The 19,895-nt window shown below is 45.7% G+C and carries 18 protein-coding genes; 6 read left to right on the plus strand and 12 right to left on the minus strand.

Going from position 1 to position 19,895, the window contains the following annotated elements:
- Positions 1-3 precede the first annotated feature (3 nt).
- From AC0J2X_RS04700 to AC0J2X_RS04720, 5 genes are all read left to right on the plus strand, one after another.
- A complete protein-coding gene (locus AC0J2X_RS04700) occupies positions 4-675 on the plus strand; it encodes a TenA family transcriptional regulator (protein ID WP_014975712.1) in 672 nt (223 codons plus the stop codon).
- A 65-nt stretch (positions 676-740) separates the two neighbouring features.
- Positions 741-1,586, plus strand: a complete 846-nt coding sequence (locus tag AC0J2X_RS04705; protein WP_061439583.1) for an SDR family oxidoreductase — start codon at positions 741-743, stop codon at positions 1,584-1,586.
- Positions 1,587-1,601: 15 nt separating this feature from the next.
- Positions 1,602-2,303, plus strand: coding sequence for a tetratricopeptide repeat protein (locus AC0J2X_RS04710; protein ID WP_061439581.1), 702 nt, complete (start codon positions 1,602-1,604; stop codon positions 2,301-2,303).
- 188 nt (positions 2,304-2,491) lie between these two features.
- The gene (locus AC0J2X_RS04715; protein WP_061439579.1) at positions 2,492-3,139 is read left to right on the plus strand and encodes a tetratricopeptide repeat protein; all 648 of its coding nucleotides are present in this window, start codon (positions 2,492-2,494) and stop codon (positions 3,137-3,139) included.
- A gap of 207 nt (positions 3,140-3,346) precedes the next feature.
- On the plus strand, positions 3,347-4,513 hold the full coding sequence (locus tag AC0J2X_RS04720) for a hydroxymethylglutaryl-CoA reductase (RefSeq protein WP_472995825.1): 1,167 nt from the start codon (positions 3,347-3,349) through the stop codon (positions 4,511-4,513).
- 91 nt (positions 4,514-4,604) lie between these two features.
- Here the strand turns inward: AC0J2X_RS04720 and AC0J2X_RS04725 are convergent, their stop codons facing one another.
- The 12 genes from AC0J2X_RS04725 to djlA form a co-directional block, all read right to left on the minus strand.
- Positions 4,605-4,973 (minus strand): YbaN family protein, encoded by a 369-nt coding sequence (locus tag AC0J2X_RS04725; protein ID WP_061094246.1) that lies wholly within the window; start codon positions 4,971-4,973, stop codon positions 4,605-4,607.
- A gap of 294 nt (positions 4,974-5,267) precedes the next feature.
- On the minus strand, positions 5,268-6,218 hold the full coding sequence (mazG, locus tag AC0J2X_RS04730; RefSeq protein WP_061439577.1) for a nucleoside triphosphate pyrophosphohydrolase: 951 nt from the start codon (positions 6,216-6,218) through the stop codon (positions 5,268-5,270).
- Positions 6,196-8,379, minus strand: coding sequence for a GTP diphosphokinase (gene relA, locus AC0J2X_RS04735; RefSeq protein ID WP_039235859.1), 2,184 nt, complete (start codon positions 8,377-8,379; stop codon positions 6,196-6,198). Before relA ends, mazG begins: the two co-directional genes overlap by 23 nt.
- A gap of 12 nt (positions 8,380-8,391) precedes the next feature.
- Entirely contained in the window at positions 8,392-9,852 is a 1,461-nt protein-coding gene (gene rlmD, locus AC0J2X_RS04740) for a 23S rRNA (uracil(1939)-C(5))-methyltransferase RlmD (RefSeq protein WP_278711981.1), read from the minus strand.
- 101 nt (positions 9,853-9,953) lie between these two features.
- Positions 9,954-10,334, minus strand: coding sequence for a holo-ACP synthase (gene acpS / locus AC0J2X_RS04745; protein WP_168462894.1), 381 nt, complete (start codon positions 10,332-10,334; stop codon positions 9,954-9,956).
- Between the two features lie 27 nt (positions 10,335-10,361).
- Positions 10,362-11,099: a pyridoxine 5'-phosphate synthase gene (gene pdxJ / locus AC0J2X_RS04750; RefSeq protein ID WP_278711980.1), complete on the minus strand. Its 738-nt coding sequence runs from the start codon at positions 11,097-11,099 to the stop codon at positions 10,362-10,364.
- A 165-nt stretch (positions 11,100-11,264) separates the two neighbouring features.
- Positions 11,265-11,978 (minus strand): DNA repair protein RecO, encoded by a 714-nt coding sequence (recO, locus tag AC0J2X_RS04755; RefSeq protein WP_278711979.1) that lies wholly within the window; start codon positions 11,976-11,978, stop codon positions 11,265-11,267.
- 55 nt (positions 11,979-12,033) lie between these two features.
- Positions 12,034-12,315, minus strand: a complete 282-nt coding sequence (locus AC0J2X_RS04760) for a hypothetical protein (protein ID WP_278711978.1) — start codon at positions 12,313-12,315, stop codon at positions 12,034-12,036.
- Positions 12,316-12,393: 78 nt separating this feature from the next.
- Positions 12,394-14,115 carry a single-stranded-DNA-specific exonuclease RecJ gene (gene recJ, locus AC0J2X_RS04765; protein ID WP_278711977.1) on the minus strand — a complete coding sequence of 574 codons (1,722 nt, stop codon included), beginning with the start codon at positions 14,113-14,115 and terminating at the stop codon, positions 12,394-12,396.
- Positions 14,116-14,358: 243 nt separating this feature from the next.
- Positions 14,359-15,081: a bifunctional protein-disulfide isomerase/oxidoreductase DsbC gene (dsbC, locus tag AC0J2X_RS04770; protein WP_014948313.1), complete on the minus strand. Its 723-nt coding sequence runs from the start codon at positions 15,079-15,081 to the stop codon at positions 14,359-14,361.
- A 348-nt stretch (positions 15,082-15,429) separates the two neighbouring features.
- Positions 15,430-16,356 (minus strand): site-specific tyrosine recombinase XerD, encoded by a 927-nt coding sequence (xerD, locus tag AC0J2X_RS04775; RefSeq protein ID WP_278711976.1) that lies wholly within the window; start codon positions 16,354-16,356, stop codon positions 15,430-15,432.
- Entirely contained in the window at positions 16,357-17,217 is an 861-nt protein-coding gene (gene djlA / locus AC0J2X_RS04780; protein ID WP_014948312.1) for a co-chaperone DjlA, read from the minus strand. It abuts the gene before it with no gap.
- 407 nt (positions 17,218-17,624) lie between these two features.
- Here djlA and lptD point away from each other — a divergent pair, with 407 nt between their 5' ends.
- A complete protein-coding gene (lptD, locus tag AC0J2X_RS04785; protein WP_014975696.1) occupies positions 17,625-19,877 on the plus strand; it encodes an LPS assembly protein LptD in 2,253 nt (750 codons plus the stop codon).
- Positions 19,878-19,895: the final 18 nt, after the last annotated feature.

Raw genomic sequence — 19,895 nt, forward strand, 5'->3', positions numbered from 1 at the left:
TTTATGAATTTCTATCAGCAACTTCAAAGCAACACCGAACATGCCAGACAGTCATTCTTACAGGCGCCGATTATACAACGCTGCTTTAACGGTGATTTTAATCTGAACGACTATATTGCCTTTCTTCAACAGGCTTATCATCACGTTAAGTTTACTGTTCCCCTGCTTATGGCTACAGGTGCCAAACTCAACGAAGATAAGGAATGGCTAAGAGAAGCAATTGGTGAATACATTGAAGAAGAAATGGGTCACCAAGAGTGGATCCTTAACGACCTTGCAGCCTGTGGCGTTGATAAAGAACAGGCGAGGATAAGTCAGCCTGCACCCGCCACCGAATTAATGGTTGCCTATGCTTTTGATGCAATAGCACGCAAAAGCCCACTGTATTTCTTCGGCATGGTATTCGTTTTAGAGGGTACAAGTATTGCGCTTGCCGACGCGGCTGCAAAACAAATCAAAGACAAGTTATCTCTGCCTAAATCAGCGTTTAAATACCTTACCTCTCACGGTGCGCTAGACCAAGAGCACATTGTTTTCTTTGAAGGGCTTATGAACAAAATTACTGACCCCAAAGAGCAGCAAATGATCATTCACAGCGCGAACATGTTTTATCGCTTATACGGAGATATCTTTCGCGAATTAACACCTGAACACGGTCTGGAACAGGTTGCTTGAATTCAAGGGTTTACCTCTGGTGCTTATCCCCCGAGGTAAATTGATAACACGTTAAGGTAACTACAATGAATATTCAGTGGCGTAATCAAGTGGTACTTCTTACAGGTGCAACTGGCGGTATTGGTCAAGCAATAGCCAAGGCGCTTGATGAAAAAGGCGCGCACATTATCCTAACTGGCAGAAGTAAGGCGAAGCTCGAACAGCTGCAACAAAATTTAACCCTTCATCATACTGCCATTGTGGCTGACATTACGTCAGATGAAGGCAAAGATAGAGTAGTAAGTGCCTGCCAACGACTTCCTTTAAGTATTCTGGTTAACAATGCTGGCATTACCTATGTGGGCGAGTTTGAGGGCACCCCAGTCGAGTCAATTGTGTCGACAAATATGCTGGCTCCGATGCTACTAACCCAACGCCTACTGCCGTTACTCGAACGTAGACCGTCTGCGCATGTCGTGAATGTAGGCTCAGCTTTTGGAAGCATAGGTTTTGCTGCGCACGGAACCTACTGCGCAACTAAATTCGCTTTGAAAGGCTGGACGGAAGCGATGCACAGAGAATTCAGCGATAGCAAAATTAAATTTCACTATCTAGCGCCACGCTCAACGCGTACCGACATAAATGACGATCGCGCTAATGCGCTAAATGAGGCATTGGGCAACCAGACAGACGAGCCTGATGCAGTAGCACAAGCATTCATTAAACAGTTAGAAAACAATTTGCCAAGGGTCGCGCTAGGACGTGCTGAACGCTTTTTTGCCAAGCTTAACGCGCTAGTTCCCAGTGTTGTTGACAACGCGTTGGCAAAGAAACTTCCAACAATTAAACGCTATGCCTTTCAAAAAGCGCAATCACAAGACAAACAGACCAGCGCTCAAAACGATACCCGCCTGGGTAACAAGCTGGTTTAACACGAGGACATTATTATGAAGAAATTAACCACGCTTAGCACCACGGTAATTCTGGGACTCGGTCTGGCATTAAGTCACACTGCTATGGCTCAAGCTAACGAAGTCACAGAAAGTACAGCGCCGACATCAGCCTTAAGCGAAACGGCTACCAGCCCTTTAAAGATACTTCAGCATCAATGGGCACATATTAACTATGAACTTGATGATGCAGAAAAGGAAAAAGCATTCGTCGCCCTTATTAATACCGCTAAATCTTTCGTAAAGGCAGAACCCAATAACCCTGAGTTATTGATTTGGCAAGGCATAATTCAATCCAGTACAGCCGGTGCCAAGGGGGGACTTGGTGCTCTGGACTACGCAAAAGATGCTCGTAAGAGTTTCGAACATGCAATGCGACTAGATGAAAATGCACTCTCGGGCTCAGCGATGACCAGTCTAGGCGTGCTGTACCATAAGCTTCCGGGTTGGCCTATTAGCTTTGGTAACGACAAAAAAGCTGAGAATTTGCTGAAGCATGCACTTGAAATAAACCCTGACGGGATAGACCCCAACTATTTCTACGCCGAGTACTTGTTCGATAATGGAAAATATGAGCAAGCGCTCAAGTTTGCCAAGAAAGCGCTCGACGCCCCAGCGCGCGCTGATCGTCCTATTGCAGATTCAGGTCGCAAAAGAGAGATCGCTTTATTGGAAGCGAAAATAGCGAGAAAAGGTTAGTCACCCTGAAGGTATACAGGGAAAGGCAATGATCTTATTGCCTTTCCATTTTCAACAAGTATTAGATTTTCGCTACAAATACCGTTAGATTAGCCGCCGATTCAACGATAATTCATGAAATTACTAACAATTTTGTCGAGTTATCTCGTTTATTCCTAACTACCTCTATCTTATAAAGGCGACTTTTCATGCAGAAAAAGAATTTCTTCTCTCCTTTTCTATTCATCCTTATTACTACGTTGTCGATATCTACGGTTCATGCAAACACCCCTGATTTACTACCGTTACAACACGCGTGGGCAAAAACGAACTATGAGCTTGAAGGTGAAGCCCAATTAGAGGCATTTTCTGCACTGATTGCGCAGGCGAAAGTGTTAGTCGAGCAATCAGAAAATAGCGCTGAAGCACTGACCTGGCTAGCTATCTCTCAATCAAGTACTGCAAGTGCGAAAGGCGGTTTAGGTGCCCTGGACTTTGCTGAAAGTGCGAAGGAAAATTTAGAACGTGCCATTGAAAAAGAGGAAGCGGTATTAGAGGGGACGGCACTCACTGTATTAGCGGCACTTTATCATAAAGTACCAAGCTGGCCAGTTAGCTTTGGAAGCGATAAGAAGGCAAAACAATTATTTAAGCGTGCATTAGAAATTAACCCAGAAGGTATGGACCAAAACTTCTTTTATGCTGAGTTTCTTTTCGACGATGGTGAATACGAAGAAGCCCAAGGGTTCTTAATCCGTGCTCAAAACGCGCCTGAAAAAGCCAACCGCCCTCTAGCCGATAAAAAACGTAGAGAAGAGATTGCTATACTTCAGGCAAAATTGGATAAAAAAGCATAGTATCATTTGCTTTATGCGGGGCTATTGCGCGTCGCTTATGAGTTCGAAATAAGCAACCCCCCCGCTTTTTGCGTGTAGAAAGGTGAATTTAACGCCTTTCTACATAAAAAGCGCATACATAGGTGGCACTTATCCTCATGTATAAATTGTAAACAGTTCTCATTCGGTATCAGCACTCCTATTATGAAAGAAAAAAGGAGTGGCCCAATGCCTAAAATCCCACGTTCCTCAGACAACGACTATACCCAAGAGATGAGCCGAACACGCCGCGAGTTTATTGCGCGCGAAACCGGCACCCAGCTAAATCACTTAGGACACTATTCTATCCCGCCTGAAACATTGTCGGGAAACATAGAAAACTTCGCCGGTGTTGCACAGGTACCTATTGGCTTCGCAGGGCCAATGCTAGTGAATGGAGAGCACGCCAAAGGTGAGTTCTACGTTCCAATGGCAACAACAGAGGGCACCTTGACCGCCAGCTACAGTAGAGGCATGCGCTTAACAAGAGGGGCTGGGGGCATAACTACCACAGTCATTGACGATGCTATGCAGCGGGCGCCTATGTTCGCGTTTTCTAACGCAAGAGAAGCCCTCGAATTTGGCAAATGGGTTGAGCAAAACTTTGAAGCCATCAAACGCGCCAGTGATAACACCACCAGCGTGGGCAAACTAAGGGATATTGAACAATATGCTGCCTCTAAACTTCGTTGGCTAAGATTCAATTTCACCTGCGGTGATGCAGCTGGGCAAAACATGGTAAGCAAAGCTACCAAAGCAGGCTGCGAGTGGATACAGGCAAACTACTCGGGCCCTATTGAACACTTTGTGCTGGCTGCAAACCTTGATACCGATAAAAAGCACTCGCACTTAAACTCGCTGCATACCCGCGGAAAGCGCGTTGTAGCAGAAATAACCCTGCCAAAAAAACTAATGACGGACATTATGCATTGCCCGCCAGAAGCATTATTTAAACAGCGCCAGTATTCAAATATGGGCGCACTAATGGCAGGTAGTGTTAATAACGGCGCACACTTCGCTAACGGCATCACCGCCATGTTTATCGCTTGCGGGCAAGATGTCGCTAATGTGGCGGAGTCGTCGGCGGGGTTTACCTACGCTGAAATTACGCCAAATGGAGACTACTACTTCTCTGTGACTATTCCATCGTTAATCGTTGCTACATACGGTGGTGGAACCGGTTTAGCTACACAAAACGAATGTTTAAGCATACTTGGCTGCACAGAAAGGGGCAGCGTAAATAAGTTTGCGGAAATTGTCGCTGCGACTGTATTGTGCGGCGATCTGTCGCTGGGTTCTGCAGTCGTCGCAGACGAATGGGTAAGCAGTCACGAGCGACTGGGTAGAAACCGTTAAAGGTTTTTAAACCTGTCACCTAACGCTTAGCAATGCAGTTCGAATAAACTGTGCGCTACTGCCGAAGGTAACTAAATTCTGTATAGAGAAATTATACAGCAGGCATGCTGGGGCGTGTAACAACAAAGTACGCGCCTATTCCCATAAATAGACCTATGCCTATGTAAGCAGGAATAGGCATTGATGCGAACAGGCAAACCAGAATAAAGCTCACCAACATACTGCAGCACGCTATGCATTTCACTTTTTTCGAAATTGCTCCATGTTTTCGCCACGCAACAAGACTGGGGCCATATTTAGGGTGTTGAAGTAACCAGTTTTCAAGGCGCGGTGAAGATTGAGTAAAACAAAAAAGCGCACCTATCAAAAAAACAGTTGTTGGCATTACCGGCAAGAATGCGCCAATAATACCTAGAAGGGTAAAAAACAACCCGAGTGATAAATACAGTACTTTTTTCATGAAATACCAACGCCCAATGCTAGCCGATTCCTTGGTAGGTGCTGTGACCACACACCCGCTGAACACTTTTCCGAAGTGCTAAATTTATACAGTCATTTTAGATAGTATGGATCTATGTAGCCTTGTCGTAAATCAAACCTACCTTTTAACCATACGTCAAAATAACTAGGTTTCCACCTTCATTGATCTAAATTTGTAGTACTAACATTTGCCCGGTCAAAAGTGATGAGCAAATCCGAGACCTTACTATCTGGCTGATTTTCAGCCTCAACGGTGAAGTTGTAGCTGGATAAACTACTTCCTATCGGACGACTGTTTAACCTGCTGCCACAGCGCTTCCATTTCATCAAGCGTCAACGCGTCGAGCTTGTCGCCCTGTTCAGCCGCTAAGCGCTCTACGCCTTTAAAACGGTTAGCAAACTTGTTACTGGCGTTTCTAAGTGCGGTATCAGCATCTACCTTGCAATGTCTTGCCAAGTTAACCATGGCAAAAAGTGCATCACCAATTTCTTCTTCAATTGCTTGTTGGTTGTCGGGCACGCCACTGTTTAAAGGTACAACACCAGTCTTCAGTGCCCCTTGTGCTCGCTGTTTGAAATCCAGCTCTTGCTGAATCTCTTCCACTTCTTCACGCACTTTATCTATGACAGGTGCGGCATCAGGCCAATCAAATCCTACCTTAGCACAGGCTTTCTGCAGCTTTTGCGCGTACATAAGTGCTGGCATACCTTTGGGCACATTATCTAAAATACTGTTTTCTATTGCTTCGTTGTCTTGCTTTAAACGCTGCTTTTTAAGCTGCTTTTCCTGGGCTTTGATAGCATCCCACTGCGCGTTTAAAGCACTGTCGTTCAATTGGGTACGTTCGACCGTGACGTTTTCATTTGTATCGCCAGAGCCTTCAGATGCAAGCGCATTCGCAAACACATGAGGGTGGCGACGCACCAGCTTATCGCTAATGCTTTTCGCCACATCGTCAAAAGAAAATGCACGCGATTCACTGGCTATCTGTGCGTAGAACACCACTTGAAAGAGCAAATCACCCAACTCATCTTTAATGTCGTGCATATCACCATTGGCAATAGCATCGGCCACTTCGTAGGCTTCTTCTATGGTGTAGCGAGTTAGGCTTTCCATGGTTTGTTTTACATCCCACGGGCATCCAGATTGCGGGTCGCGCAGCTGCGCCATAATTTTAAGCAGCCGCTGCATTTCGCTAAGCTTAGCTTTGTTTGCGTTTTGCATCGGTCACGCCTTTAAGCTGTCGCAATCGGGTTAACACTTTAGACACCGTATCGAGGTCCTGAACCTCTATCGAAATAGTGATAAGCGCCGTCTGTCTATTTTTATCACTTAGGCTGTTCACGCCTAGAAGAGGCACGTTTTCATTCGCCAATACCGTGGTAATATCGCGCAACAGGCCAGTTCTATCGTGACAAAATATATCAATACCCGTCTCAAAACCTACTTTAAGCTCTTGTGACCAATTCACTTCTATCTGACGCTCAGGGTGCTGTGACAACAAGTGTTGCAGCTGGTCGCAGCTTTCTTTATGAACGCTTACACCACGGCCTTGTGTGATATAGCCTAAAATCGCTTCGCCGGGAACCGGCTTACAGCAGTTCGCCAGCTGGCTCATTAAGTGACCCACGCCCTGCACCACCACTGCATCTTTTTTGCCTGATCCGGCCGCAGTTTTGCGCGTTTTAACCTTAGGACTAATTTCGGGTTCTGGAGCTGGCGGCTCCTGCAAGTGATGAATAAAGTTAATCACCTGCATAACGCGCACATCACCGGCACCTACCGCAGTGTACAAGTCATCGAGGGTTTGTAAGTTAAACTTCTCAAATGCCTCATTGGGTACTTTGGCAGGTAAGTGGGCACGCTGAAGTTCGCGTTCTAGCAGCTCTTTACCGGCAGCAAGGTTTTTATCTCTGTCCTGCTTTTTAAAGAAGGAATGGATAGTGGCACGCGCCCGTGATGAATGCACATAGCCAAGACCTGGGTGCATCCAGTCGCGGCTTGGATTTGGCTCTTTTCCGGTAAGTACTTCTATCTGGTCGCCACTTTGCAGTAAATAAGTGAAAGGCACTATTCGCCCATTCACTTTTGCGCCAATACAGCGATGTCCCACATTACTGTGAATATAGTAAGCAAAATCAAGCGGCGTAGCGCCTTGGGGAAGGTCAATAACATCGCCTTTTGGTGTGAACACATACACCCTATCGTCAAACACCTGGCTGCGAAGTTCTTCAACTAAATCGCCAGATTCGGCCACTTCCTCTTGCCACGCTAATATGCGACGAAGCCAGTTTATACGCTCGTCATAGCCTGACTGCTTGCCCGTACTGCCCTCTTTATATTTCCAGTGAGCAGCCACACCCAATTCTGCATCCTGATGCATTTTCTGCGTGCGAATTTGAATCTCTACCGACTTCCCTTCAGGCCCCACGATAACCGTGTGAATAGACTGGTAACCATTAGGTTTTGGGGTTGCAATGTAGTCGTCGAATTCGTTCGGTAGGTGCTTATAGCTGGCGTGAACCGTACCAAGCGCGGCGTAACAGTCTTGAAGTCGCTCGGCAATAATACGCACCGCACGAATATCAAAAAGCTGCTCAAACGTAAGGCGCTTTTTCTGCATTTTTTTCCAAATGCTGAATATATGCTTAGGACGGCCGTAAACCTCTGCGCGAATTTCTTCGCTATCAAGCAAGCCTTGCAAGTCGCCTACTATGGTTTCTATGTACTCGGCACGCTCTCGGCGCTTGCCGTCAAGCTGATGAGCTATTTGCTTGTAGGTGATGGGGTGTAGATAGCGAAACGCAAGGTCTTCAAGCTCCCACTTTAATTGACCAATGCCCAAACGGTTTGCCAATGGCGCATAGATGCTAGCGCATTCGCGGGCCACCATAACGCGGGTTTCTTCGTCGGCTTTTTTAACTTGTTGCAATGCACAAATGCGTTCTGCCATTTTGATCACAACGGCACGCACGTCTTCTACCATCGCCAGCAGCATACGACGAATACTGTCTATGTGCTGTTCGTCCGACTTTTCTGCAAAGCCAGAGCCTTTTACTTTACGCGCATGTAACGACTTGATGGCATCCATTCGGCGCACGCCAACGATCAGGTCGCGTATTTCCCCGCCGAATTCTTCATAAATATCGTCTTCACTTAAGGCGTGCTGTTCGCAATATGGAAAAACCAAGGCTGCCTGAAGCGTTGCGTCATCCATATTGAGCTGACACAAAATCTCAACCATTTCCTGACCAACCAACAGTCGCTCGGGAATAGATGACACTGCACTTAGTTTTTCTTTTGTTTCTGCACTTAACTCAAGGCTATCTAACCACGCTTCAAAGGGTGGTCGGTCGGCTTGGTGGACCTTTCTTGTCGATACCATATCCTTTACTCGTTACTGCTGCTTTCGCGTAAACAAGGCCATCATTTCCATGTGATGGGTGAAGGGGAACATTTCTGCTACGCCCGCTTTTTCCATTTCATAACCTCCCTCTATCAACACCTTCGCGTCTCTAGAAAACGTACTTGGGTTGCAAGAAACATACACTATCGTTTTTGGTAGTGCTTTTACAAGCGCATGACAAACGGTCAACGCCCCTTCTCTTGAGGGGTCGAGTAGTACCTTATCAAAGCCCAGCTGTAATGAAGCCTCGACGTTGGTCTTATCAGCCAAATCTAAATGCAGCCACTCTACATTTTCAATGCCCTGTTGCTGTGCATTGTCTTTGGCGCGGCGCACCATCTCTGCCACACCTTCTACCGCCTGAACCTTTGCACCTAACTTAGCAATAGGTAAAGTAAAATTGCCCAGCCCGCTAAACCAATCAGCGATACGTTCGCTGGGCTTTGGGTTTAGCCAACCTATTGCCTGATTAACCATTTTTTCGTTAACCACTTTATTAATTTGAATAAAGTCGTTAGCACTAGGTGAAATTGAGCAGCCATTTACCGTGTTCATCACCATATCAATACCACGGCCCACACTGCGAATTTGCCCCTGCTTATTTTCAAGCTTTAATTCAATACCGCAGACACCAACTGATGAACTCGTGTTCATCAATTCGCTCACTGCATCAATAAGCTCAGCTTCAAGGGCTTTGGTGTGTTTAATAACAAGATGTGAGGTGTTGTCGCCTGCAATAAGGCTGATATGCCCAATATGACGCGCTGACTCGAACCCTGTAAGCGCATCTCGTAAAGGGCCAATAAGTTTAGATAGCGGGTCGACCAGTATTGGGCAGGTTTCTACATTGATAACGTTACTGCTATTTGCTTCACGAAAGCCCAACTTAATTTGATTGGGGTTGCGGGCATCTATAGCCAGTCTTGCTTTCCTGCGATATTGAGGGCGAGGCCCTGCTAAAGGTGCTTGCCAAACATTTGGCTTCATTGAAAGCTGGCGTTCCATCATCACTTTAAGAGCACGGTCACGTTGCTCAAGGGCAGCGTCAGGCTTTATGTGCTGTAGCTGACACCCACCACATGCATCAAACACAGGGCAAAAAGGCGCTTGTCTTGCATCACTTGGCGAGTGAATGTTTGTCGCCCTGGCGTTAATGACTTTCTTTTTGCTAGATAGCACCTCTATGTCGCAGGTTTCCCCGACAAGGGCACCTTCAACAAATACCATCGGATTGCCGCGCACTACGCCATTGCCCATCCAGTCCAAATCTTCAATGGTGACCGTGTTAGGCTTTTGACATTCACTGGTATCCGCTGCTTTTTTGCTTTTCCCAAATCGAAGTCCTGCGACCTGCGCGTTGGCTCTGGCATTCCCTTTTTTTGAAGCGCCACGCTCAGTAAGCGACGTTTTGCCTTTTTGCTTGCTACGAGATTGTTTAAAAAGGTTTGCCAAGTGTGACTCCGGTTACTTGCTTTACGTCGTTTGATGTTAGTAGAGGTTTTTGCGCGCGCTCACCAAATAGAAGTTGCCTAAGTGGGTTAGGGGCAGTTGCTCTATTCAGTCTCTAGTATAACGGTGGCGACAGCATAATGCTGCTCATCTGAAATACTGACCACGCTTCGCGTGATACCTCGGTTTTTGCACATTGCGGCAAACTCGCCAGAAAAATGAAGCTCTGGCGCACCTAAATCGTTATTGCGCACTTCTATATGCTGCCAGCTGATCCCGTTTCCAATCCCTGTACCAAGGGCCTTCACTGCCGCTTCCTTGGCGGCAAAACGTTTGGCTAAGAAGCGAACTGGTGTACCGTGTTCGCTGAACTGCTGCCACTCGGCAGGCGTAAGTACTCGCTTGGCTAAGCGTTCATTAGCGCCATCGCCTTTACCAAGTCGCGCTATCTCTACAATGTCAGTACCTAGCCCTGCAATCGCCACGTTATCTACACCCTTTTGAATCTAAGGTTAAATGCCCGCTCGTGCTTCTAGCATAAGTTTACGCATATCAGCTACAGCCGTATGAAGGCCATCAAACGCGGCGCGAGCAATGATAGCGTGGCCAATATTAAGTTCGATTAACTGAGGGATAGCCGCAATAGGCTTAACATTGTGATAGTGCAAGCCGTGACCTGCATTCACTTTAAGCCCTAAGCTATTGGCATACTCGATACCTTCAACTAAACGCGCTAGCTCTTTATGCTGTTCTTCTTCGCTGGTGGCTTCTGCATATTGGCCTGTATGAATTTCGATGTAAGGGGCGTTACATGCTGCGGCCGCGTCAATTTGCGCTTTGTCTGCATCAATAAATAACGACACCAAAATGTTAGCATTAGCGAGTCGCTCGCACGCCGCTTTGATGTTTTCAAAATTCCCTGCTACATCAAGACCACCTTCGGTAGTCAGCTCTTCGCGCTTTTCTGGTACTAAGCAACAAAAAACAGGCTTCACTTCTTCGGCAATTGCCAGCATTTCATCGGTTACCGCCATTTCCAAATTAAGTCGGGTATTAATGGTCTGCGCTAAAATGCGTACATCGCGGTCTTTAATGTGACGGCGGTCTTCACGTAAATGAACAGTAATGCCGTCTGCACCTGCACGCTCGGCAATATCCGCTGCGTGCACTGGATCTGGGTAATGCGTACCGCGCGCATTGCGCAGCGTTGCAATATGGTCGATGTTAACGCCTAATAAAATCGTGCTCATTTCACCACCTAACCTGTAAGAGCGATAGAAGAGGCCTGCTCTTCCTGTTTAATACGTTGCTTTAAGGGTAAAAATACCCTTTTAAGGAAAGTCGCAATTGTAGCAAATTTTTTTGTAGAACGTGCTTATTAAGCGTTTGAGTTAAGAGAAAATAATTTAATGCTATTACCGCGGTTTGGGCATAAAAAGCTCGCGGCTTTTAAGTGGCTTTTCACCAATTAGCGGCTTCAGCAAGTCCCGGCAAAGCACCTTAGCCACTTTTTTACTAAGCGGCGTAAATTCCCCCTGTGACAAGCTAAGCAGCGCTTGTCCGGGAAAGCCTCGCATACCCCTTGCACCAGCCATATCTTCGGGAATAGGCACAAAGCCCGCATCTATCTGAAAGTTATAGCTGCCTGTTTCTTCTATGGGCAATTCATATTCGACGTCGGTGGTGAAGTCGGGTAACAGCCCCATTTCGTCAAGCAGTGCAAATTCGAACTGTCGCAAGGTCACTTCTATATCGCTATTATCACGAAGGGACAGCAGCGCATTTTCATAAGCGTTGTGAACGCCATCGCTGGCAAGCCCTGCCGGCATAACGCGATTAGTTAGCTCGTTAACGTACATTGCGCAAAATAACGCCGTGCCCACAAGGTTGATGGAAGGCGAAACGCTTTCAACGTGGCGTAAGTTTTTTAACTCTGACTTACCGCTTAACTGTAAACGAAGATGCTGAAAAGGTTGAAGCAGGCTTTTCTTGTCAGATTTACTATTCTTCACCCCTTTCGCTACCGCACTAACACGCCCTTCTTCTAGGGTAAAAAAGTCAACAATATAGCTGGTCTCCCTGTAAGGGCGTCTATGCAGTACATAGGCATTTAACCATTCATTATTCATTGTTGCTCACTGTGTTTTGATTGTGGCCAAAGTGTTACCGCTGGTAACGTTAATATTAGCTGCGTTTAATTCTCACCACTTTCATGGTTTCAAACTCAATGCCAGCCACCTCTTCAACGTGGCGATAATAGGTTACGTTTACCCGCGCGCCTTTTAAACTATGGTATTGCTGTTTACGCCGGTAGATAAAAGGGACATCAATGCCTTCTAGCATAATGGTGTGGCGTACCCAATCGCTGTCTTTCTCTTCCCGCTGAACGTGGGAAATCACTTTAGCATTGTCGGTTTGATTCAGCTGACTATGCTTTTCCACCAGCTTTTGTCTTTCGCTTTTCACCTTTGCCTCTTCTTTCCTACTTTGCGCTTATCGTTTGTTAGGTTTATTGGCTTTTTTCTGCGTGTGAGCTTACTTCTGCTAACGCGCTTCTATTTGCTCCACAATGAGCTGCACGGTTTCCTGGCCGCGAAACACATTGATATCAAGTCGATAGGCAATATGTACACGCTTAACCATGGCATTCGGCCATGAATGCAAATCAACGTTAAACGCAATAGCGTCGACCTCATTAGCGCCGTCACTTTTTAACACCATTTTCAGGTGCTTTTGGCCAACTAAGCGTTGGTCAAGTAGTGCAAATTCACCATCGAATAGTGGTGATTCAAAACCCTGTCCAAACGGACCTGCTTGACGCAATAAATGCGCAAAGGGTAAACACAGCTCTTTCGACGACAAGTCCCCGTCGGAAAGTAAAGCATGATTCCCATCAAGCTTTGCCATGTGCGCACGTGCAGTATCAACAAAAGCCTGCTCGAATTCTTGAAGCTTAGCTACGGGCAAGCTTAATCCAGCGGCCATGGCATGCCCGCCGAATTTTTCGATAACGCCAGGGTAGCGCGTATTAACTTCATCAAGTACATCGCGAATGTGCACGCCAGGAATTGAGCGTGCCGAACCTTTAATGATCTCGTCGTCTTGATGGGCAAAAGCGATAACAGGCTTAAGGTACTTCTCTTTCAAACGCCCTGCCACAATACCAATAACCCCTTGGTGAAAGTCTTCGCGATAAACCACCAGTGCGCTTGGCATATCGCCTTCATCCAGCGCCATTTGCTCTAGTACAGTTTCCGCTTGCGCTTTCATGCCGGTCTCAATTTCACGGCGTTCTTTATTAAGCGCATCGAGTTCCGCAGCGATCATTCGCGCTTGAATGGTTTCATCTTCCAACAAGCACGCAATGCCTTGGGACATGTCGTCTAATCGACCCGCGGCATTAAGCCTTGGCCCAACCACAAAGCCTAAATCAGTTGAGGTTAAGTGAGCGCAATCGCGATTCGCTACTTCGACCAATGCTTTAATGCCAGGTCGACACTTACCCGCCCGAATGCGCTGAAGGCCTTGATGAACTAAAATTCGGTTGTTTTTATCAAGCACGACTACATCGGCCACGGTGCCAACCGCAACAATATCAAGTAGCGACGCTAGGTTTGGTGGCGCTACTCCCGCTTTTTCAAAATGCCCTTGCTGCTGTAACTCGGCTTTAAGTGCTAGCATGATGTAAAAGGCAACGCCAACCCCAGCCAAATTTTTAGAAGGGAATTCACAGCCAGGTTGGTTAGGATTTACTATCGCATCAGCAGGAGGTAGAACATCGCCTGGCAAATGGTGATCGGTAACAACTACCTGCATTCCCAACGACTTTGCATGGGTTACACCGTCAATACAGGAAATGCCATTGTCCACTGTGACAATAACCTCTGCCCTCTGTTTGGCAGCTTCATCCACGATAGGCACGCTAAGTCCGTAACCAAAGTCAAAACGATTAGGTACAAGAAAATCAACGTTTTGATAGCCCATGGCTCGAAGCGCCAATATACATACCGATGTACTGGTTGCTCCGTCGGCATCAAAATCGCCCACAATAATAATACGTTTATTTTGTACAACAGCATCAGCGAGAATTTGCGCGGCCTGCGGCATGCCCTTCAAAACATTGAAGTGTGTTAGTCCTTTTAGACCATTCTCCAAGTCATCTAAATTCGCAATATTACGACCGCGATAAATTCTATCGATAACAGGATGTAAGTCGGAACTAAGCGAGGCGCCGGTAACCTCACGGCGAACAATAGGCAAAATCATGAAATACCACTAACCAATACTGTAAATGCAGTTGTCGATGCCAGTTCAAATAGGCTTTAAATAAAAAAACTGGAGTCGGGACACTTGATAATTAGTGCAGATTCCAAGTAAACGCCCGTGTGAACTGCAAAGCAAAACTGTACGAAAAAACGCTAGAAAATATGAGGACGAATCATACCGCAGAAAACAAAAAAACGCACAAAGCGTGCGTTTTTATCATATTTAAGGTTAAGGACTGAATGGCTATTCAGCTTCCTCCAATGCTTTAGCAAGCAACGCAGCTGGCTGATAACCAGGAATCAATGAACCGTCTGGCAGTACGATATTTGGCGTGCCATTCACGCCTAATTTTTGACCTAACATGTACTGCTCTGCCACTTTATTTTTACAGCTTGCGCTAGCTACGTCGTTACCCGCTTTAGCTTTAGTTAACGCTTTTTGCGGGTCTTTCGCACACCACACCGACACCATATCGTTGTAGTTTTCACTGTTTAACCCAGAACGTGGAAACGCAAGGTAGTGTACGGTGATGCCCGCATCGTTGAGTTCATCAATCTCGTTGTGAAATTTACGGCAATAACCACACGTAATATCAGTAAATACGCTTATTTCATGCTTTTCGTTTTTGGCCTTAAACGTAATAGACGATGATTCCATCTCTTTTACGCCTTCTTTGCGCAGCCCAGAAAGTGCCAGCTCTGTTTCGTTACGCATCTCTTCATCAATGTTAAAAACACGAGCCTGAAGCAGATACTGCCCGTTTTCACTTACGTAAAATAAACCGCGGTTTGTTGATACCTGAACCAGCCCTGATACTGGAGAGTCAGCAATAGTTTCTACATCTAACCCTAGCATTGAGGTTAATTTATCACGGATAGCCGCTTCATCAGCCGCTTGCGCACTAAGCCCTAATAGAGAACCTGCCGCAACTACACTGGCTAACAATACTTTCTTTACTGCTTTCACTAAATACTCTCCATTTTGCCATTTAAGTTCTCTTGTACTTATTGGCTTAACATGCAACTGCTTGAATCGGTATCTTCCATTTAAAGCAATTGCTAAAATTTTTACATTCATAACGTTCAGACCGTAAAACTTAGCAAAAAATTGCACGTTAAACGCTAATTTTCTTTTAACCTCAGTACATTTAACGTCAACATTTAAACTCAGCCGCGTTAAAGCACTAACGGAAAATGTATGTTCTAAACGTTTTGCATGGCTCGTATCCTACCATAGACCTTTTTATTTTATATACGTCGTCACTGAGCCTCGTCGTACACAGCCCCCAATTTATAGCATTCTTTATTTGTATATTTAGCCACGTGGGTGATGACTGTGGATTAAAGTTTGAAGTCGCTCTGTCGCTACATGAGTGTATATTTGAGTCGTTGACAAATCGCTGTGCCCCAACAGCATTTGTACAACACGTAAATCAGCACCGTGATTCAAAAGGTGTGTCGCAAAGGCATGACGCAACGTGTGGGGAGAAAGGTGCTGCTCAATTCCCGCTTTCACCGCATAGTATTTAATGCGATGCCAAAATGTTTGGCGCGTCATTTTCTGTCCACGCTTGCTTAGAAATACCACATCAGAAGCTTTACTGGCGAATATCGGTCTGGCTGTTTTAATATAGGTCAGCAGCCATTCTATTGCATCTTCACCAAGGGGCACTAAGCGTTCTTTATTCCCTTTACCCACAACCCTAACTACGCCTTGCTGAAGGCTTATTTGATCCATTGTTAACCCAATAAGCTCACTTACACGAAGGCCGGTCGCGTAAAGCACTTCAAGCATGCTCTTGTCCCGACATTCAATAGGGTCGTCGGTAAGGGGGGCATTTAGCAAATCTTCAACTTGTTGCTCACTGAGTGAAGAAGGCAAAGCTTTGGGTGTTTTCGGATTAGACAGCGCGGAAACTGGGCTATCAACGCGAACCTGCTTACTAATTAGGAATACGAAAAACGCCCGGATAGCGCTAAGCGCACGTTGGGTGCTGCGTGTGGACAGCCCCTTGTCGTGACGATAGGCTAAATAATCCTGAAGCTGCTCAGTGGTCAGCACAGCGATATCTTTTACGCCTTGATTGTTGCTGAAGATAGCAAGCTTAGTAAGGTCGGTGCGATAGCTCTGCTGAGTATGATCAGACAATCCTTTCTCAAGCCAAAGCATCTCGATAAAACCATCGATATGCGCCTGACTCGCTGCCGGCACATAAGTTAACTCACGTTGAGTTTTTGCCATCTAAAAGCCACGCTTTTGCTTAATCAGCTCGTAGGCTGATTGAATATCTTGCGCTTTCTTTTTCGCAATTTCCATTGCCTGTTCAGGTAGCCCTTTAGACACCAGCTTATCGGGGTGATGCTCAGACATGCGCTTCCTGTAGGCACGCTTTATTGTCTTTTCATCGTCGGATGCCGCCACACCTAATATGTGATAGGCATCATCTAAACTTTGCTGTTCTGAATAGGCTGATTGGCTGTGCTGACGTTGACCTGAATGAGTGCGTTGTCCTGAGCCAGAGTTAGACCGCTGCCTAAAGCGTATTTCAGCTTCATACATTGAAATTAGATAATCTAAATCACGACGCCTAAAGCCTAGTGGCTTCGCTACTTTTTCAAGTACGTTGTATTCTTCCTGTGAAAGCTGACCGTCGGCGAAAGCGGCTTGAATAAGGATCTCTAAGAATACTTGAAGAATATCCCGTCTACCGTGGCTGGCGTCGTAAAAACCTTTCAAGGTATCGACTAGAGGAAAGTCTCGTGCTTTGCCTTCTCTAAATGCATCCTGAGCTTCACGACGGGCATCCCCAGTTAAACGCATCTCGTCCATTAATGCTGTGGCGATTTGAATTTCTCTGTCCGTTACTTTGCCGTCAGACTTAGCAAGATGGCCTAACGCACTAAACAAACTATGAAAGAAAATAGCTTGCTGCTTCAGATTGTCCTGATCGGTAAAAAAGCGCCCAAAGCCACCTAGCTGATTGAAGTCTTGGCGATAGGCTTTATCAAAAAAGTGCCCGACTAACAGCCCTAAGATCGCCCCAGGTATTTTAAGAAACATAAAGCCGAACAAGGCGCCGAGGATTTTTCCCCAAATTGACATCGCGTCATACTCCGTTGGTGCACTGTTTAGAAAGTTGATGTTACTGTAGTGAAATCACGCCGTGCAGAGCGCGTTATACCAATCATCATATCAAATACATAAGTTAATTAACTAGGGCTTGTGCAGCTTGAAATCAAGCTTACTGCCACTAATTGCCTCCGTCTTTGATGTGTTGTGCATATAAAAGTGCATTTTTTTGTCTGAATGGTTGGTAATTACGACAGAAGTGCTTAGAATTGAGCGCTTATATAAATAGTAATAGCGAGTGAAAGCTACATTAACTCTTTGCCAAGAAGTAATGTGCATTATCACTGTTTTTTTAAACGTTATGTCGAACTAACCGAGACGGACGTCGTCTTACTTGGGTTTAAAAGCAACATACAACAAAACAGGCCGCCCATTAACGCATGAAAAACACCTGCGCCATGCTTGTTTCCGCGACTCTTTTGCCTACAGTCGCGTTTGCACAGGAAACGACAGCTTCAAATTCTAAACCAACGTCAGATGCAGCCCCTCTTGCATTCTGCTCAGTTGAACCTGTTACTTTCAGTAGCCAAGCATTAATGCCCAAAGGCCACGTTAAAGTTGAAGCTAACCGTACTGAAATTATCCAAGATACCGTAGCGCTGTTTTCTGGTAATGTTGATATCACGTCAGATACTGCGGTAATTAGTGCATCTCAAGCACAAATTAACGGAAGTGGCAGAGACCTTATTGCGAAAGGCGACGTAACGTATCAAGACTCGCAGTTAAAAGTAGAAAGTGATGCTGTGACCCTTCGCTCTGAAGAAGAGCGCTTAGAAATGCAAAATACCCGCTATCAGCTGACGGGTTTTGTGGGTCAGGGAGCCGCAAAAGATATTGTATTAGATACAGACACGGGAATTGTGCTCAAAGAAGTTAGCTTCACTACGTGTCCTGAAGGCGATGAAGACTGGCTAATACGCGCCAGTGAAATTAGTTTGGAAAAAGGGACCGTATGGGGCCAAGCCAAACACACACGCTTCTACATTGCCGATGTTCCAGTGTTTTATTTACCGTATTTTGCGTTCCCTGTTAGCAACGAGCGTCAAACGGGCTTATTGTTTCCAGAGTTAACCAGTTCAAGCAGAACGGGCGTCGACTATACGCAGCCCTTTTACTGGAATATTGCCCCCAACTATGACATGACTATCTCACCGCGATTGATGACCCTTCGCGGTCTTCAGCTGAATACTGAGTTCCGTTATCTAACGGAGCGTAGCCAAGGCAAAGCATACGTGGAGTACTTGCCGAGCGACTCAGATATTAGTGGGAACCCTGACCGATATTTTTATCGCTTGGAACATCAAGGGCTTATAGCTGACAACTGGCTACTAAACGTTGATTTCAACGGATTAAGTGACGACAACTATTTAGTTGATCTTGGTTCAGATTATTATAGTCGCGCTGACACCCACCTATATCGTAGCGTTGGATTAAGTTACTACTCGCAGAATCTATCCGTAAATATGCAGATAAAAGATTTTGAAGTACTGGGTAATACTGCAGATAGCTATCGCGCCGTACCTGAGATCAAAATCAACTACAACAAAGCGTTAGGTGAATATCTAGAGTTCAACCTAGACTCAGAAGTCGCACACTTTGACAATACTCTCGATACCGCTCCAACGGCTACTCGTTTTCACGTTGCACCTACTTTAGCGGTGCCGCTTCGCGCAGCATGGGGTGAACTTGTCGCAGAAACCACGCTTTTTCAAACGGTTTATCAACAAGACAATGTTGAAGGAACTGACTTAAAAGAAGATGTTGAACGCACATTAGGACAAGCTCGCCTTTATGGCGCATTATATTTTGAAAGGGATAAATCGTGGTTCAGCGACGATATGTCGATGACTTTAGAGCCAAAGATTCAATATCTTTATACATCGTATGAAGACCAAACTGCGATTGGATTCTATGACTCAACGCCGCTGTTAACCGACGTTGAAGGATTGTTTAGAGGTCAGGAATTTACTGGCCTTGATAGGATAAGCGATAACAACCAAATCACCCTTGGCGCGACCACACGCATGTTGGATAAAAACAATCGGGAACAATTTGTTCTTAGTGTGGGTCAGATATTCTACCTTGAAGATAACAAAGTCATTGCGGCAACCAAGAATCAAGATCGTTCAGCGCTCGCCGCTGAAGTGGATTGGCGCTTTAATAAAAACTGGTTCTTCCATTCTGATGTGCAAGTGACCACTGACACAGACAAAGTTGACTTAAGCAGCGTGGGTATTGAATACCGCAAAGATGATTCGCGCTTTATTCAATTAAGTCATCGCTATGTTCGCGATCTCAGTGGTGAAACCATAGATCAAATTGGTATTTCGGCAAGCTGGCCTATTTCTGAAAATTGGCAGTGGGTTGGCCGTACTTACCGAGATCTTGAACGCAATAGAAGTGTAGAAACCTATGCAGGTATCCAGTATGAATCATGCTGTTGGGCGGTGCGATTAGTTGCGCAGCGCAGTCTGAACAACCGTTACAATGCTAGCGGCGAACAGACAACAGACGATTTTGATTCTGGAATATCGCTACAATTTATTTTCAAAGGCATCGGGTCATCTGGTACCCAAAGAAGCATGCTTCAAGACGGTATGTTTGGCTATCGTCAGCCTTATAGTTTAAATTAACCCGCAGTTGAGCGCTTA

The sequence above is a fragment of the Alteromonas sp. R7 genome (genome assembly GCF_055755235.1).

What these genes read in the sequence shown, in the direction of transcription:
- AC0J2X_RS04700 (WP_014975712.1), top strand. Translation starts at nt 4, where the DNA reads ATGAATTTCTATCAGCAACTTCAAAGCAACACCGAACATGCCAGACAG.
- AC0J2X_RS04705 (WP_061439583.1), top strand. Translation starts at nt 741, where the DNA reads ATGAATATTCAGTGGCGTAATCAAGTGGTACTTCTTACAGGTGCAACT.
- AC0J2X_RS04710 (WP_061439581.1), top strand. Translation starts at nt 1,602, where the DNA reads ATGAAGAAATTAACCACGCTTAGCACCACGGTAATTCTGGGACTCGGT.
- AC0J2X_RS04715 (WP_061439579.1), top strand. Translation starts at nt 2,492, where the DNA reads ATGCAGAAAAAGAATTTCTTCTCTCCTTTTCTATTCATCCTTATTACT.
- AC0J2X_RS04720 (WP_472995825.1), top strand. Translation starts at nt 3,347, where the DNA reads ATGCCTAAAATCCCACGTTCCTCAGACAACGACTATACCCAAGAGATG.
- AC0J2X_RS04725 (WP_061094246.1), bottom strand. Translation starts at nt 4,973, where the DNA reads ATGAAAAAAGTACTGTATTTATCACTCGGGTTGTTTTTTACCCTTCTA.
- mazG (WP_061439577.1), bottom strand. Translation starts at nt 6,218, where the DNA reads ATGCAAAACGCAAACAAAGCTAAGCTTAGCGAAATGCAGCGGCTGCTT.
- relA (WP_039235859.1), bottom strand. Translation starts at nt 8,379, where the DNA reads ATGGTATCGACAAGAAAGGTCCACCAAGCCGACCGACCACCCTTTGAA.
- pdxJ (WP_278711980.1), bottom strand. Translation starts at nt 11,099, where the DNA reads ATGAGCACGATTTTATTAGGCGTTAACATCGACCATATTGCAACGCTG.
- recO (WP_278711979.1), bottom strand. Translation starts at nt 11,978, where the DNA reads ATGAATAATGAATGGTTAAATGCCTATGTACTGCATAGACGCCCTTAC.
- recJ (WP_278711977.1), bottom strand. Translation starts at nt 14,115, where the DNA reads ATGATTTTGCCTATTGTTCGCCGTGAGGTTACCGGCGCCTCGCTTAGT.
- xerD (WP_278711976.1), bottom strand. Translation starts at nt 16,356, where the DNA reads ATGGCAAAAACTCAACGTGAGTTAACTTATGTGCCGGCAGCGAGTCAG.
- djlA (WP_014948312.1), bottom strand. Translation starts at nt 17,217, where the DNA reads ATGTCAATTTGGGGAAAAATCCTCGGCGCCTTGTTCGGCTTTATGTTT.
- lptD (WP_014975696.1), top strand. Translation starts at nt 17,625, where the DNA reads ATGAAAAACACCTGCGCCATGCTTGTTTCCGCGACTCTTTTGCCTACA.